The organism is Aquabacterium sp. (assembly GCF_036279655.1).
Taxonomy (GTDB): Bacteria; Pseudomonadota; Gammaproteobacteria; order Burkholderiales; family Burkholderiaceae_C; genus Aquabacterium.
The window spans coordinates 25,276-38,995 of the sequence record NZ_DASUIT010000046.1; the positions used below are offsets into that span (position 1 = coordinate 25,276).

Genomic DNA, 13,720 nt, shown 5'->3' on the forward strand with positions numbered 1-13,720 from the left:
GCTCCTATCTTGCTCATGCAGCGTTGGTGTCGACCCGGCGTGCGCCAGGCCGCAGGGGGTGGTCCATCAGTGGCCCAGGTAGACGTCGATCACTTGGGGGTCGTTCTGCACCTCGTCCATCGAGCCCTCGGCGAGGATCTTTCCCTGGTGCATCACGGTGACTTTGGAGGCGATCTGCTTGACGAACTCCATGTCGTGTTCGATCACGATCATCGAGCGGTTCTTGCAGATGCGCTTGAGCAGGTCGGCGGTGAGTTCGCGCTCGCGAGCGCTCATGCCGGCGATGGGCTCGTCGAGCATCAGCAGCTCGGGCTCCTGCATGAGCAGCATGCCGATCTCCAGCCATTGCTTCTGGCCGTGCGAGAGCAGGCCGGCCTCGCTGTCGAGCTTGTCCTGCAGGCCGATCTCCTCGGCCACCGCCTGAACGCGAGCCTGGACCTCGTGGGTGCGCTTGAAGCCCAGGGCGCCCAGCACCGAGCGGCCCTGCGGGAAGGACACCTCCAGGTTCTGGAACACCGACAGGTTCTCGTAGATCGATGGCGTCTGGAACTTGCGGCCCACCCCCGACCGCACGATCTGGTGCTCGGGCTTTTTCGTCAGTTCCTGATCCTTGAAGAGGATGCTGCCCGCGCTGGCGCGGGTCTTGCCGCAGATCAGGTCCAGCAGCGTGGTCTTGCCCGCGCCGTTGGGGCCAATGATCACGCGCAGCTCGTTCTTGTCGACATAGAGGTTGAGCTTGTCGATGGCCTTGAAACCATCGAAGGAGACCGTGAGGTCTTCGATGTAGAGCACGAACTCTTTGGCACTCATGGTGGGGTCCTTTCAGATCGTGTGGGTTGGGGGCTCAGGCCTGCTGTCCGCTGATGCCCTTGGGCAGCACGGGGCTGGCGGTGCTGTCCTTGCGCGGGGGCGGGGCCTCGGGGTAGGCGGCATGAGCGGCGGCCACGCGTTCGCGGATGAGGCGGCGGGAGGCTTGCTGACGGGCCCACCAGGGTTTGATCTTTTGCTCCCACAGGCCGGCCAGGCCATCGGGGAAGGCCATGGTCACACCAATGAAGAGCGCCGCCATCAGGAAGAGCCACAGATCCGGTGCGCTCTCCGAGAAATAGGTCTTGCCGAAATTGACCAGCAGGGCCCCGTAGATGGCGCCGACCAGGCTCATGCGCCCACCCACGGCCGCAAAGATCACCATCTCGATAGAGGGCACGATGCCGACAAAGGAGGGCGACATGAAGCCCACCTGCAGCGTGAACATGGCGCCGCCGATGGCCGAGAGCATGGCGGCCAGGCAGAAGGCAAAGACCTTGAACATGGCCACGTCGTAGCCGGAAAAGCGCACGCGGTCTTCCTTGTCGCGCATGGCCAGCAGCAGGGTGCCCAGCTTGCTGCTTTGCACCCAGCGGCACAGCAGCACACTGCCCAGCAGCAGGGCGGCGCACACGTAGTACAGGATCAGTCGGGCACCGTCGGTGCGGATGTCCCAGCCCAGCAGGGTCTTGAGATCGGTGATGCCGTTGACGCCGCCGGTGTAGCCCTGCTGGCCGATGATCAGCACCGTCAGGATCAGCGCCACCGCCTGCGTGATGATGGCGAAGTACACCCCGCCCACACGCCGTTTGAACATGGCGTAACTGATGATGAAGGCCAGCAGCGTGGGCACCACCAGCACCGCGATCACGGCCAGCGGGAAGCTCTTGAAGGGCAGCCACCACAGCGGCAGCTCGGTCAACTGGTTCCAGTCCATGAAGTCGGGGATGCCCGGCGTGGACTGGATCTTGGTGCTGATGGGATCCGAGGCCTCCAGCTTGAGGAACATGGCCATCATGTAGCCGCCCAGACCAAAGAAGACGCCCTGGCCCAGGCTGAGCACACCGGCGTGCCCCCACAGCATGACCAGGCCCAGGGCCACAAAGGCATAGGTGAGGTACTTGCCCACCAGATTGAGCCGGAAGGTGTCCAGCACGAGGGGAAAGACCACGAGCAGCAGCAGGGCCAGCAGCAGGATGCTGCCAAGCTTGCGCTGGGTGATCCACGATGGGATGGCGTTCATGAGAGGGACTCCTTGGATACCTGCGGGATTCGGCGTGGCGGCGTGAGGCTCAGCGGCGCACCTTGGCGGCGAACAGGCCTTGCGGGCGGATCATCAGGATGGTGACCACCAGCATCAGGGTCAGCACCTTGGCGTTCGATCCGCTCATGAAGAACTCGCTGATGGACTGGGTCTGGGCGATGCCGAAGGCCGAGGCCACGGTGCCCAGCAGACTGGCCGCGCCGCCGAAGGTGACCACCAGGAAGGAGTCGACGATGTAGAGCGATCCACTGGTGGGCCCGGTCGAGCCGATGGTGGTGAAGGCTGCACCGGCGACACCGGCGATGCCGCAGCCGATGGCGAAGGTCAGTCGGTCGGTCTGCTTGGTGTTGATGCCGATGGCATTGGCCATCACGCGGTTGCTCACGGTGGCGCGCACTCGCAGGCCCCAGCGCGCCTTGTAGAGTGCCAGCAGCAGCAAGGCGGTGACCAGGGCTGTCAGGCCCATGACGAACATGCCGTTGATGGGGATGTCCAGGCCTTCCTGAGGGGCCCAGGAGCCCATCAGCCAGTCGGGCAGGGTGGGGCTGACTTCCTTGGGTCCGAAGGTGGAGCGAAAGACCTGCTGCATGCCCAGGCTCAGACCCCAGGTGGCCAGCAGCGTGTCCAGCGGGCGCTTGTAGAGGTGGCGGATCAGGGCCCATTCGGTGAACCAGCCGACCGCGAACGCCAGCAAGAAGGCCACGGCAATGGCTGCGGGAAAGTACAGCTGCACCAGGCCGGGCGCATAGGTCTCCGTCAAGGTGGATGCCAGGTAGATCGTGTAGGCACCAATCGTCATGAACTCGCCGTGAGCCATGTTGATCACACCCATCTGGCCGAAGATCACTGCCAGGCCAAGGCCCATGAGCAGCAGCACGGAAAACAGACTCAGGCCGGCGAAGCCTTGCATGAGCCCGATGTTGAGCATGTCGGTCAATGTCATGTGTATCACCCTTGCATCCGAAAGAACCTGCGTGGCCCGGCGATCCAGCCAACCGGGCCAGGGCAGGAAACAGGGGGCATCACCCCCCCGTGGTCACTGATATCCCTTGGGGAAGGGGTTGGGCTCGATCAGCTCCGGCGACTCGGCCACCACCTTGAAGGTGCCGTTGGGCTGCCCCTGGGCGATGCGCGATTTACTCCACAGGTGGTGGTTGGCGTGCACCTTCACATAGCCCTCGGGGGCCGTCTTGAGCTCGATGCCGGGTGAGGCCGCCACCACCTTGTCCACATCGAAGCTGCCGGCCTTCTCGACGGCGGCCTTCCACAGCCAGGGGCCGAGGTAGCCGGCCTGCGTGACGTCGCCGATCACGGCATTGGGGCCGTACTTGGCCTTGAAGGCCGCGACAAACTTCTTGTTGTTGTCGTTGGTCAGGGTCTGGAAATACTTCATCGATGAGTAGAAGCCGGCGAAGTTCTCGCCGCCCACGCCCATCATCTCGTCCTCGGTCACCGACAGGGTCAGCAGGAACTGCTTGGCGCCGGTGATGCCGGCCGCCTTGAGCTGCTTGTAGAAGGCCACATTGGAGCCGCCCACCACGGCGGCGAAGATGCAGTCGGGCTTGGCCACCTTGATCTTGTTGATCAGGGAGTTGAAGTTGGTGTGGCCCAGGGGGTAGTACTCCTCGCCGACCACCTTGCCCAGCTTGCCCACGCTCTCGATGTGCTTGCGGGCGATCTTCATGGAGGTGCGCGGCCAGATGTAGTCGGAGCCCACCAGGAAGAAGGTCTTGGCCTTCTTCTCCTTGGCACCCCAGTCCAGGCCGTAGATGATCTGCTGTGTGGCCTCCTGGCCGGTGTAGATCACGTTCTTGGACTGCTCCAGGCCTTCATAGAAGGTGGGGTAGTACAGCAGGCCGTTTTCTTTCTCGAACACGGGCAGCACAGCCTTGCGCGAGGCCGATGTCCAGCAGCCGAAGACACAGGCCACGCGGTCATTGACCAGCAGCTTTTTCGATTTCTCGGCAAAGGTCGGCCAGTCGGAGGCGCCGTCTTCCTTGATGACCTTGATCTTGCGGCCCAGGATGCCGCCCATGGCGTTGATCTGGTCGATGGCCAGCTGTTCCGCCTGGATGGAGCCCGTCTCCGAGATGGCCATGGTGCCGGTGGCCGAGTGCAACTGGCCCACGATGACTTCGGTGTCGGTCACGGCCAGCTTGGTCGTGTTCACGGCCGAAGTGGGCGGTGGCGCAGCGTGTCCCAGGGTGGGCAGGCCCACGAGGGGCAGGGCACCGAGGCCTTGCAGCAGATGGCGACGCTTGCGGTCCATGGTGGTGGGGTCCAGGGGGGTATCGTTCTGGTCATGCGACATGAGAGGGCTCCTTGCACAAAAACGGGTTGCCAACGCTGCATTCCGGTGCGTGTCGGTCTGCAGTCATGGGCTCCACGTTACGCAGCAGCGGGTTTTCCATGAATACGTCATTCAACGTAGTGGCATGCGCATCACGGCGGCGTGCCCCTGGTGGATCGCTTCTTGCTGACAGGGTGGGCTGTGTCCTTCACGGAGCCCGTTCGTGTCCGTTGCCCGCCAGAAGATCTTTCGCATCCGTCGCGACTACAACTCATGGGTGGCCAACGAGACCCTGGAGGACTACGCGCTGCGCTACACCCCGCGCACCTTCCGCAAATGGAGCGAGTTCCGTGTGGCCAACACGGCGTTTGGCGCCGTGTCCTTCCTGGCGCTGGAGGCCATCGGTGGGGCCATCGCGCTGAACTACGGTTTTTCCAATGCGCTGTGGGCCATCCTGATCGTGGGCCTGATCACCTTCCTGACGGGCCTGCCCATCAGCTACTACGCGGCCAAGTACGGCGTGGACATGGACCTGCTGACCCGTGGCGCGGGCTTTGGCTACCTGGGCTCCACGCTGACGTCACTGATCTACGCCAGCTTCACCTTCATCTTTTTTGCGCTGGAGGCGGCCATCATGGGCCTGGCGCTGCAGATGCTGCTGGGCTGGCCTCTGCCTTGGTGCTATCTGGTGTCGTCGCTGGTCATCATTCCCCTGGTGACGCATGGCATCACCTTGATCTCGCGCCTGCAGTTGTGGACGCAGCCCCTGTGGCTGGCGCTGTGGGTGTGCCCTTTCATCGTGGTGGCCTTCAAGAACCCGCAGGCCTATGTCGAGTTCACCTCGCTGGTGGGGCGCAGTTCGGGGCAGAGCGAGTTCACGCCCCTGGCCTTCGGCATGGCGGCCACCGTGGCCTTCTCGCTCATCGTGCAGGTGGGCGAGCAGGTAGACTTTCTGCGCTTTTTGCCCGAGAAGACGCGCGCCAACCGCGTGCGCTGGTGGAGCGCCGTGCTGATCGCCGGGCCCGGCTGGGTGGTGCCCGGCATGCTCAAGATGCTGGCCGGGGCCTTTCTGGCTTTTCTGGTGCTGCAGCGCGAGGTGCCGGTGGACAAGGCCATCGAGCCCACGCAGATGTACCTGGCCGGCTTCAGCGAGGTGTTTTCGTCGCCTGCCTGGGCCCTGGGCGCCACCGTGCTTTTCGTGATCGTCTCGCAGGTCAAGATCAATGTGACGAACGCCTACGCGGGCTCGCTGGCCTGGTCCAACTTCTTTGCCCGCCTCACGCACAGTCACCCGGGGCGGGTGGTGTGGCTGGTCTTCAATGTGCTGATCGCCGTGCTCCTGATGACCCTGGGCGTGTTCGGCGCGCTGGAGCGTGTGCTGGGGCTCTACAGCAATGTGGCCATCGCCTGGGTGGGGGCCCTGGTGGCCGATCTGGTCATCAACAAGCCCATGGGCTGGTCGCCTCGGGGCATCGAGTTCAAGCGGGCCTATCTGTACGACCTCAATCCGGTCGGGCTGGGTGCCACCCTGCTGGCCGCGCTCGTGGCCATCGTGGCCCACACCGGCGTGATGGGCCCGATGGCGGCAGCCTGGTCGCCCTTCATCGCCCTGGGCATTGCCTTGCTGGTGTCGCCGCTGCTGGCCTGGGGGACGCAGGGGCGCTATTACCTGGCGCGCCGCCAGCGCACGATCTGGGCCCCGGGGCAGATGGTGCAGTGCTCGGTGTGCGACAACCATTTCGAGGCCGAGGACATGGCCCATTGCCCGGCCTATGACGCACCGATCTGCTCCTTGTGCTGCACCCTGGAGTCGCGCTGTCATGACCGCTGCAAGACCCGGTCACGCGCCGCTGAGCAGGTGTCTGACGCCCTCACGACGGTGCTGCCCGTGCCCTGGGCCCGGCGCATCAACTTCCGCGTGGGGCACTACCTGGTGGTGTTCCTGTCTCTGGCCGTGATGCTGGGCTTTGTGCTGGGGGTCGTCTACTATCAGGAGGGTGTGGTCAATGCCTCCTTGATCGATCAGGCCGGCGCCATGGCGCATGGCCATGGCTTGCTGGATGGCCCCTTCATGAAGGTGTACGCCCTGTTGCTGCTGGCGGCGGCCGTGTGCTCGTGGTGGGTGGTGCTGGCCTCCGAGAGCCGGCGCATGGCCCAGGATGACTCCAATCGCCACAACCAGTTGCTGCAGCTGGAAATCGATGCGCACCGCCGCACCGACGTGGCCCTGCAGGCTGCGAAGGAGCTGGCGGAAGCTGCCAACCAGGCCAAGACCCGCTATGTGGCGGGCATGACGCATGAGTTACGCACGCCCCTCAACAGCATCATGGGGTATGCGCAGATCCTGCTCAAGGACGAGGCACCCCAGGGCCCCCGCCGTGGCGCCTTGACCACCATCCAGCGCAGCGGTGAGCACCTGATGGGCCTGATCGATGGTCTGCTGGACCTGGCCCGCATCGAGGCGGGGCGCCTGCGCCTGGACCCGGGGCCCGTGCCCCTGCGCGAGTTTCTCGATGACGTCGTGCACATGGTGCAGCCCCAGGCACAGGCCAAGGGCTTGGAGTTCGCGCTGGAAACCCGGGGGCGCGTGCCCGAGTGGGTGCATGCCGATGCCAAGCGCCTGCGGCAGATCCTGCTCAATCTTTTGAGCAATGCGGTGCGCTTCACCGAGCGGGGGCGTGTGGTCCTGCGCGTCGATGCCCGTCGCGAGGTGCTGCGCTTCGAGGTCGAGGACACCGGCATCGGCATTGCGCCGCAGGATCTGGAGCGCATCTTCCTGCCTTTCGAGCGGGGCAGTGCCGGGCGGCGCAGCAGCGAGCCGGGCACGGGCCTGGGCCTGACCATCACGCACCTGCTGTCGGAGCTGATGGGGGGCGAGTTGAGCGTGCAGAGCGTGATGGGGCAGGGCAGCACCTTCAGTGTGCGGATGTATCTGCGTGAGATGGCCGCCCCGGCCCAGGCTGCCGAAGCGCTGGCCCCGGCCCGCCCTCGGCACCGCCCGGTGACCGGCTATGTCGGGCCGCGCAAAACCCTGCTGGTGGTGGATGACCAGCCCATCCAGCGCCAGATGCTGGCCGGCATGCTGCTGCCTCTGGGTTTTGTGGTGCGCGAGGCCGCCAGTGGCCGGGAGTGCCTGGAGAGTGTGCGGGATGCCTGCCCCGATGCCGTGCTGCTGGATGTGAGCATGGACGACATGGACGGCTGGCACACCTCCCGCGAGATCCGACGAGCTGGCCTGGTGGACGTGCCGGTGATCATGGTGTCGGCCAATGTGTTCGAGAACCGGCCGGAGAACCTGAGTGCGGCCTTGTGCCAGGCCTTTGTGGCCAAGCCGGTGATGGAGTCCGAGCTGCTCGACACGCTGGCCCAGCACCTGCAACTGGAGTGGGTGCTGGAGCACCAGGCCTTGCCTTTGCCGTTGGGCATGTCGGCGCGTTCCCCCTTGTCCTTTGCCGAGCTGCCCGTGGAGGCGGCTCGGTCCCTGACGCGCCTGGCCATGCTGGGCCATGTGCAGGGGCTGCAGGAAGAGCTGAACCGATGGGCGCAGGCCCACCCCGAGCTGGATGCGCAGTGGCAAGCCTTGCGCACCCTGGCCGATGACTTTGACCTGGATGAGCTGGCCGAGCGCCTGGCGCCCTGTCTGCCAAAGGATGTGATCGATGAGCCTCAACCCTGATCAGCAGCGGGGGACGCTGCTTGTGGTGGACGATGCGCCAGACACCCTGCGCATGTTGTGTGATGCCCTGGCCCGCGAGGGTTACACCGTGCTGGTGGCGCGTGATGGCACGCAGGCGCTGCAGCGCATGGCGCTGATGGTGCCGGACGCCATCTTGCTGGACGCCGTCATGCCGGGGCTGTCGGGTTTTGAAACCTGCGAGCGCATCAAGGCCCGTGAGGACTGGGCCCATGTGCCGGTGATCTTCATGACCGGGCTGTCGGAGACGGCCGACATCGTTGCTGGCTTTGCCGCCGGTGGCGTGGACTATGTGGTCAAGCCCGTGCGCATCGAAGAAGTGCTGGCGAGATTGAGCACGCATGTGCGCAATGCCCGACTGACACGGCTGGCGCGCGAGGCCTTGAGTGCCGCCGGGGCCACGGGCACCGGGCGTGATGACGTCTCGTCCAGCCGCCTGGACATCGCCGCGCTCACACCGCGTGAGACCGAGGTGCTGTCCTGGCTGGCCAAGGGCAAGACCAACCGGGACATCGCCGACATCCTGGGCATGAGCCACCGCACGGTGAACAAGCACCTGGAGCACATCTTCGAGAAGCTGGGCGTCGAGACGCGGGCGGCGGCGGCGGCCTTGGCCAGCCGCGCCATCTCGGCTTGACGCGCGGTGATGCCGTTCAGGGGCGTGCGGCCTGCAGCATCTCGTGCACGTCGTGCGTCATCACGGACAGGAAAATCAGCAGACCCAGGTAGGCCGTGCTGTAGGTGATCTTTTCCTGCAAGGTGGTCTGGTAGTAGATGGCGTTGGCCGGGTCATCGGCGCGATAACGCCAGGCCTTCATCAACTGAGGTGCCGCCATCAGGGCCACCAGGATGAGCACAGGGCTGGGGTTCAGCATGAACACGCCGACCAGCACAGGAGCGCCCAGCAGCCAGATGCGGGGGGAGAGCACAGCCGTGATGCGCCCGCCATCCAGGGGCGAGATGGGGATCAGGTTGAACAGGTTCAGGAAGAAACCGGCATAGGACACGGCCAGCAGCCAGAGCATGTCGGGGCCCGCATTGGCGGCCACCAGATAACAGGCCAGCGCACCGATGCTGCCGATCAGCGGGCCGCCCAGCCCGACCCAGGCCTCGGTCTCGGCGTTGTGGGGCAGCTGTTTCATTTCGATCCAGGCGCCCAGAAACGGGATGAAGGTGGGCGCTCCCACATCCAGCCCGCGCTGGCGTGCGGCCAGGTAATGACCCATCTCGTGCAGAAAGAGCAGGGCGATGAAGCCGGCGGCATAGCGCCAGCCGAACATCCAGCCATAGACCACCAGGGAGATCAGCATGGTGCCGCCCGTGGTGAGCAGCTTGCCAAATTTGGCGCCGCCAAGCAGCAATAGAAGGAGTTTGATCATGGAGCGAGTATGAATACGCGGGGCCTCATGCCTTGCCAAGTGCAGCCATCTGCCGCAAAACGGCTTGCAGGATGCCCACGCGGCGCTGGCTGGCAGGGTCGGTAGGCAGATGACCTGGCAGGGCGTCGAGGAAGTTGCGGTTTGCCAGCAAGGCCGTGAACTGGTCGCCGAGATAAGTTTGCAGATCAAGGGGCATCTGCCTGCACTCATCGAGCAGGCTTTGACGCCCATCCAGCAGGCTCACGATGTCGCCCAGGTCGTGGCTGAACAGGTAGTCACCTGCCCCCCGGCCATGAAATGCCTCCAGCTTCGTCGCCACAAACAGCGGAGCACGAATCACCCGTAATAGGGTACCGCCGGGTAAGGTCAGTGCCTGTGCAGACGATACGCACATGGGGTACCAACGGTTGGCAAAGCCCAAAATGGCTTCATCGGTTGGCATCACATCAACGGTCACGCCATCAATCTGCCAGCGGCAAAGTGGTGCGTCGGGATGCATGTCGGGTGCGAAGCCGCGTTCACGCAGGGCGTTTTCAATCTGATGGTAGTCCGTCAAGGCCAGCACTTCGACCACGATGTCGACATCCAGTGTCGGCCTGATGGATGGGTGGGCTGGGTCCGTGATCAGCAAGCCTGCCACGGCACCGCCGACAAACGCAAACTTGCTGCACAGTTGCGGGCCAAGGCGTTTGGCTACCCGTTCCAGCATGGCCACATTGGGGTCGTTCGGGTTGAACAAGGCGTTCATGATGAGACCAGTCGCCTGTCCAGTTCGGCCACGGCGAGGGCTCGCTCGCGCGGGCTGCCTCCGCGTATGGCGTCCACCAGCACCAGCAGCTCGTACAAGGCTGGGTTGGCCAAGGCGGCCATGGGTACTGTGGGATACAGAGGGTGTAGCGTCATGCCGCGTACCGTGCCCTCGGGGTGGGGCCATACGGGTGGGGGCTCGTTGGGCTGTGCAATCTTTGCCAGCAGCGGTGGAGCCGCATGGCCGGTGGGTACACCACGCGTCAACTCGCCTCGGGTGGCCGGGAAACAATAGCGTAACCCGTGCTGCAAGAACAAGCGCAGTGGCTCCAGCAAGGCAACGGGTTTGCCCGAGTCATCTTTGCGCAGCAACTGCGCCACCTGTGCCCGCTCGACGCCTGCATGGATCTCAGAGGCTGTGAGCTTGAGTTCGGTGGCCAAGGTGGCGTAGCTGGGGGCCGCCCCGGTTTGCAGTGCCAGGCGCAACAGCACCACCACGTCTTGAGGGCGCAGCGTGACCTGAGGGTTGGATATGGGGCGGGCCATGCACGCAGTGTAATCTGTTGTTTGCTATTTGCGAATAGAGAATGGTGGCGATGATGGGCCGCGCTGACATGCCGAGGGTGACTTTGATTCCAGTGGTAACGGGCTGGCGCGATGCTCTTGTCGCTGCCGCGCTGGCGCCATAGACTGCCAGATCACACGCAGTACCACCAGGAGAGACCCATGAAGAAGCTGATCTATCCACTGGCCCTGGCCTGCCTGACGGCCATCTCAGGTGGCGCCCAGGCCGCCAACATCCACGTCACGTTCGATGCCGGCCTGGAGGGCTTTGGCACCACGTCCGGCGGCACGCTGGCGCATGACGCCGGCGGTTTCCTGGCGCAAACCGACATCGACGGTCAGGACATGGCGGTGCTCGTGTCCGGCGCCTTGCTGGGAGACTGGTCCGGCTTCCTGGGGGGCACCTTGTCCTTCGATTCGCGCAACCTCAGCGGGGTGGCTTCTGACTACAACGCCTTTGGCACCATCACCTTGACGGGCGCCACGGGCAGCATCTCCCGCGATGTGGTACTGGGTACGGATCCCACGGGCGCCTGGACCACCTACTCGACGGTGCTTGACTCGGCCACCTGGGGGCCCACCATCGCTTCCGTGCTGGGGCAGGTGACCCAGGTGTCCATCGTGCTGGAGTCCCACAACGGCTTTGGCGGCGCCGACAGCGAGGTCAATGGCTTCGACAACTTCAAGGTGACGGCCGTGGCTGCACCCGTGCCGGAACCCGAGTCCCTGGCCTTGATGCTGGCGGGGCTGGCCGTGGTGGGCGCAGGCGGTGCCCGTCGCCGCGCTCAGGCTTTGAAAACCGCCTGAGCCTGCCCTTGCCGGTGGCTGACCCGCCCTTGCGGGTCCACCGACAGGGCACCTTCGACCAACCAGCGCACGGCTTGCGGGTAGATCAGGTGTTCCTGGCTCAGCACGCGGGCCGAGAGGGACTCTTCGGTGTCGTCGGGCTGCACGGGCACCACCGCCTGGGCGACGATGGGCCCATGGTCCAGCTCGGGCGTCACAAAATGCACCGTGGCGCCTGCCACCTTGCACCCTGCGTCGATGGCGCGCTGGTGCGTGTGCAGCCCCGGGAAGGCCGGCAGCAGGGAGGGATGGATGTTGAGCAGTCGCCCTTCGTAGTGGCGCACGAATCCTTCGGTCAGGATGCGCATGAAACCGGCCAGCACCACCACATCGGGTGCAAAGCCATCGATCACACGGGCCAGTTCGGCATCAAAGGCCTCGCGGCTGTCGAACCCCTTGTGGTCCACCACGGCGGTGGGGATGCCATGCCCGGCAGCAAACGCCAGCCCGGCGGCCGTGGCCTTGTTGCTGATCACGGCCGCGATGCGCGCGGGCCAGCCCTCGCGGGCGCAGGCGTGGACGATGGCTTCCATGTTGGAGCCGCGTCCGGAAATCAGAAGAACGATGTTTTTCATGCGGCCTAGAGTGTAGTGGCGACTGAGCGCGCGCGCGTCACAATGCGCAGATTCACCGTTCAGGAGCCCCCTCATGAAGCAATTGTCCCCGTCTGGCAAGGCCCTGTGTGCCTTCTATGTGGTCCTGGCCGTGGTCGCCCTGGTGGCCACCTGGTCCTTCAACCTGCAGTTCTTTGCCTTGCCCGACAACGGTGGGCTCATCGGATTTGTGCGCGGGGGCTATGCCAACCCGGCGGCCGCCTCTCTGACCAATGACCTGTTCCTGCTGGGGGCCGCCTGCACGGTGTTCATGTTCATCGAGGCGCGTCGTCTGGGCATCCGTTTTGTCTGGGTCTATGTGATCCTGTCGTTTGCGATCGCCATCAGCGTGATGTTCCCGTTGTTCATGGTGGCCCGCCAGATGCGGCTGGAAGCCTCGCACGCCTACAATTGACGCTCTTTGTCCCTGATCAGAACGCGCCAGATCCCGCCATGACCCAACGTGTCCTCACCGGCATCACCACGACCGGCACGCCCCACCTGGGCAACTACGTCGGAGCCATCCGGCCCGCCATCGCTGCCAGCCGCGAGCCTGGGGTCGAGAGCTTCTTCTTCATGGCCGACTACCATGCCTTGATCAAGTGCGACGACCCGGCCCGCATTGCCCGCTCGCGCCTGGAGATCGCCGCCACCTGGATGGCCGCCGGACTGGACACCGACCGGGTCACCTTCTACCGCCAGAGCGACATCCCCGAGACCACCGAGCTGAGCTGGTTGCTGACCTGTGTGACGGCCAAGGGCCAGATGAACCGCGCCCACGCCTACAAGGCGTCGGTGGATGCCAATGAGGCCGCCGGTGAAGAGCCCGATGCGGGCGTGACCATGGGGCTGTACTGCTACCCCATCCTGATGGCGGCCGACATCCTGCTGTTCAATGCCCACCGGGTGCCCGTCGGGCGGGATCAGGTGCAGCACATCGAGATGGCGCGGGATGTGGCCCAGCGCTTCAATCACCTCTATGGCCAGGGCAAGGAGTTGTTCGTGCTGCCTCAGGCCGAGGTCGAAGACAGCGTGGCCACGCTGCCAGGCCTGGACGGCCGCAAGATGTCCAAGAGCTATGACAACACGGTGCCCTTGTTCGAAGGGGGCGCCAAGGCGCTCAAGGACGCCATCGCCCGCATCGTGACCGATTCGCGCCTGCCCGGTGAGCCCAAGGACCCCGAAAGCGCCCATCTGGTCACCATCCACGATGCCTTTGCTGATGCGGCCACCCGCGGCGCCTTTCATGCCGACCTGCGCGCGGGCCTGGGCTGGGGGGAGGCCAAGCAGCGCGTGGTGCAGTTGATCGAGGCCCATGTGGGCCCCATGCGCGAGCGCTATGCCGAGCTGATGGCCCACCCATCCCACATTGAGGACGTCCTGCAGGCGGGTGCCCACAAGGCACGGGCCCAGTCGGCACCGTTTCTGGCCGAGCTGCGCCATGCTGTGGGCTTGCGCACCGCGGTCTCCGTGGGGCAGCCGCAGGTTGGCAAGGCCCAGGCGGGCAAGGCCGATCTGCCGGTGTTCAAGCAATAC

Annotated in this window: 13 protein-coding genes; 5 read left to right on the forward strand and 8 right to left on the reverse strand. The window is 64.9% G+C overall.

Annotated elements, in window-relative coordinates; all coding sequences use genetic code 11:
• Positions 1-66: 66 nt before the first annotated feature.
• From urtD to urtA, 4 genes are all read right to left on the reverse strand, one after another.
• The gene (gene urtD, locus VFW84_RS04980) at positions 67-810 is read right to left on the reverse strand and encodes an urea ABC transporter ATP-binding protein UrtD (RefSeq protein ID WP_329679334.1); all 744 of its coding nucleotides are present in this window, start codon (positions 808-810) and stop codon (positions 67-69) included.
• 34 nt (positions 811-844) lie between these two features.
• Positions 845-2,050 (reverse strand): urea ABC transporter permease subunit UrtC, encoded by a 1,206-nt coding sequence (gene urtC, locus VFW84_RS04985; protein WP_329679335.1) that lies wholly within the window; start codon positions 2,048-2,050, stop codon positions 845-847.
• A gap of 49 nt (positions 2,051-2,099) precedes the next feature.
• Positions 2,100-3,014, reverse strand: a complete 915-nt coding sequence (gene urtB, locus VFW84_RS04990) for an urea ABC transporter permease subunit UrtB (protein ID WP_329679336.1) — start codon at positions 3,012-3,014, stop codon at positions 2,100-2,102.
• Positions 3,015-3,107: 93 nt separating this feature from the next.
• Positions 3,108-4,382, reverse strand: coding sequence for an urea ABC transporter substrate-binding protein (gene urtA / locus VFW84_RS04995; RefSeq protein ID WP_329679337.1), 1,275 nt, complete (start codon positions 4,380-4,382; stop codon positions 3,108-3,110).
• Between the two features lie 202 nt (positions 4,383-4,584).
• Here urtA and VFW84_RS05000 point away from each other — a divergent pair, with 202 nt between their 5' ends.
• Positions 4,585-8,037, forward strand: a complete 3,453-nt coding sequence (locus tag VFW84_RS05000; protein ID WP_329679338.1) for a hybrid sensor histidine kinase/response regulator — start codon at positions 4,585-4,587, stop codon at positions 8,035-8,037.
• On the forward strand, positions 8,021-8,692 hold the full coding sequence (locus VFW84_RS05005) for a DNA-binding response regulator (protein ID WP_329679339.1): 672 nt from the start codon (positions 8,021-8,023) through the stop codon (positions 8,690-8,692). The genes VFW84_RS05000 and VFW84_RS05005 overlap by 17 nt, the downstream gene beginning before the upstream one ends.
• 16 nt (positions 8,693-8,708) lie before the next feature.
• Here the strand turns inward: VFW84_RS05005 and VFW84_RS05010 are convergent, their stop codons facing one another.
• Genes VFW84_RS05010 through VFW84_RS05020 form a run of 3 tightly spaced genes read right to left on the reverse strand, consistent with a single transcriptional unit; the run spans position 8,709 to position 10,727 of the window.
• Positions 8,709-9,434: a site-2 protease family protein gene (locus VFW84_RS05010; RefSeq protein WP_329679340.1), complete on the reverse strand. Its 726-nt coding sequence runs from the start codon at positions 9,432-9,434 to the stop codon at positions 8,709-8,711.
• Between the two features lie 25 nt (positions 9,435-9,459).
• Complete coding sequence (locus tag VFW84_RS05015; RefSeq protein WP_329679341.1) at positions 9,460-10,182, reverse strand: hypothetical protein; 723 nt, start codon at positions 10,180-10,182, stop codon at positions 9,460-9,462.
• Positions 10,179-10,727, reverse strand: coding sequence for a hypothetical protein (locus VFW84_RS05020; RefSeq protein ID WP_329679342.1), 549 nt, complete (start codon positions 10,725-10,727; stop codon positions 10,179-10,181). Before VFW84_RS05020 ends, VFW84_RS05015 begins: the two co-directional genes overlap by 4 nt.
• A gap of 180 nt (positions 10,728-10,907) precedes the next feature.
• On the opposite strand from VFW84_RS05020, the gene VFW84_RS05025 reads away from it, so the two are divergent.
• Positions 10,908-11,552 (forward strand): PEP-CTERM sorting domain-containing protein, encoded by a 645-nt coding sequence (locus VFW84_RS05025; RefSeq protein WP_329679343.1) that lies wholly within the window; start codon positions 10,908-10,910, stop codon positions 11,550-11,552.
• On the opposite strand, the gene purN is transcribed toward VFW84_RS05025, so the two are convergent.
• Complete coding sequence (gene purN / locus VFW84_RS05030) at positions 11,531-12,166, reverse strand: phosphoribosylglycinamide formyltransferase (protein WP_329679344.1); 636 nt, start codon at positions 12,164-12,166, stop codon at positions 11,531-11,533. The two genes, VFW84_RS05025 and purN, sit on opposite strands and share 22 nt — an antisense overlap.
• Positions 12,167-12,239: 73 nt before the next feature.
• Between purN and VFW84_RS05035 the strand changes: the two genes are divergently transcribed.
• Together VFW84_RS05035 and VFW84_RS05040 are read left to right on the forward strand one after the other, a co-directional pair.
• A complete protein-coding gene (locus VFW84_RS05035) occupies positions 12,240-12,599 on the forward strand; it encodes a DUF2834 domain-containing protein (protein WP_329679345.1) in 360 nt (119 codons plus the stop codon).
• Between the two features lie 38 nt (positions 12,600-12,637).
• Positions 12,638-13,720, forward strand: a 1,083-nt coding sequence (locus VFW84_RS05040) for a tryptophan--tRNA ligase (protein ID WP_329679346.1), incomplete at its 3' end; no start/stop codon positions are given.

Excerpts from the sequence above, each read along its gene's own strand:
- urtA (WP_329679337.1), bottom strand. The coding sequence starts at position 4,382 with ATGTCGCATGACCAGAACGATACCCCCCTGGACCCCACCACCATGGAC.
- urtB (WP_329679336.1), bottom strand. The coding sequence starts at position 3,014 with ATGACATTGACCGACATGCTCAACATCGGGCTCATGCAAGGCTTCGCC.
- purN (WP_329679344.1), bottom strand. The coding sequence starts at position 12,166 with ATGAAAAACATCGTTCTTCTGATTTCCGGACGCGGCTCCAACATGGAA.
- VFW84_RS05020 (WP_329679342.1), bottom strand. The coding sequence starts at position 10,727 with ATGGCCCGCCCCATATCCAACCCTCAGGTCACGCTGCGCCCTCAAGAC.
- urtC (WP_329679335.1), bottom strand. The coding sequence starts at position 2,050 with ATGAACGCCATCCCATCGTGGATCACCCAGCGCAAGCTTGGCAGCATC.
- VFW84_RS05015 (WP_329679341.1), bottom strand. The coding sequence starts at position 10,182 with ATGAACGCCTTGTTCAACCCGAACGACCCCAATGTGGCCATGCTGGAA.
- urtD (WP_329679334.1), bottom strand. The coding sequence starts at position 810 with ATGAGTGCCAAAGAGTTCGTGCTCTACATCGAAGACCTCACGGTCTCC.
- VFW84_RS05035 (WP_329679345.1), top strand. The coding sequence starts at position 12,240 with ATGAAGCAATTGTCCCCGTCTGGCAAGGCCCTGTGTGCCTTCTATGTG.
- VFW84_RS05005 (WP_329679339.1), top strand. The coding sequence starts at position 8,021 with ATGAGCCTCAACCCTGATCAGCAGCGGGGGACGCTGCTTGTGGTGGAC.
- VFW84_RS05010 (WP_329679340.1), bottom strand. The coding sequence starts at position 9,434 with ATGATCAAACTCCTTCTATTGCTGCTTGGCGGCGCCAAATTTGGCAAG.
- VFW84_RS05025 (WP_329679343.1), top strand. The coding sequence starts at position 10,908 with ATGAAGAAGCTGATCTATCCACTGGCCCTGGCCTGCCTGACGGCCATC.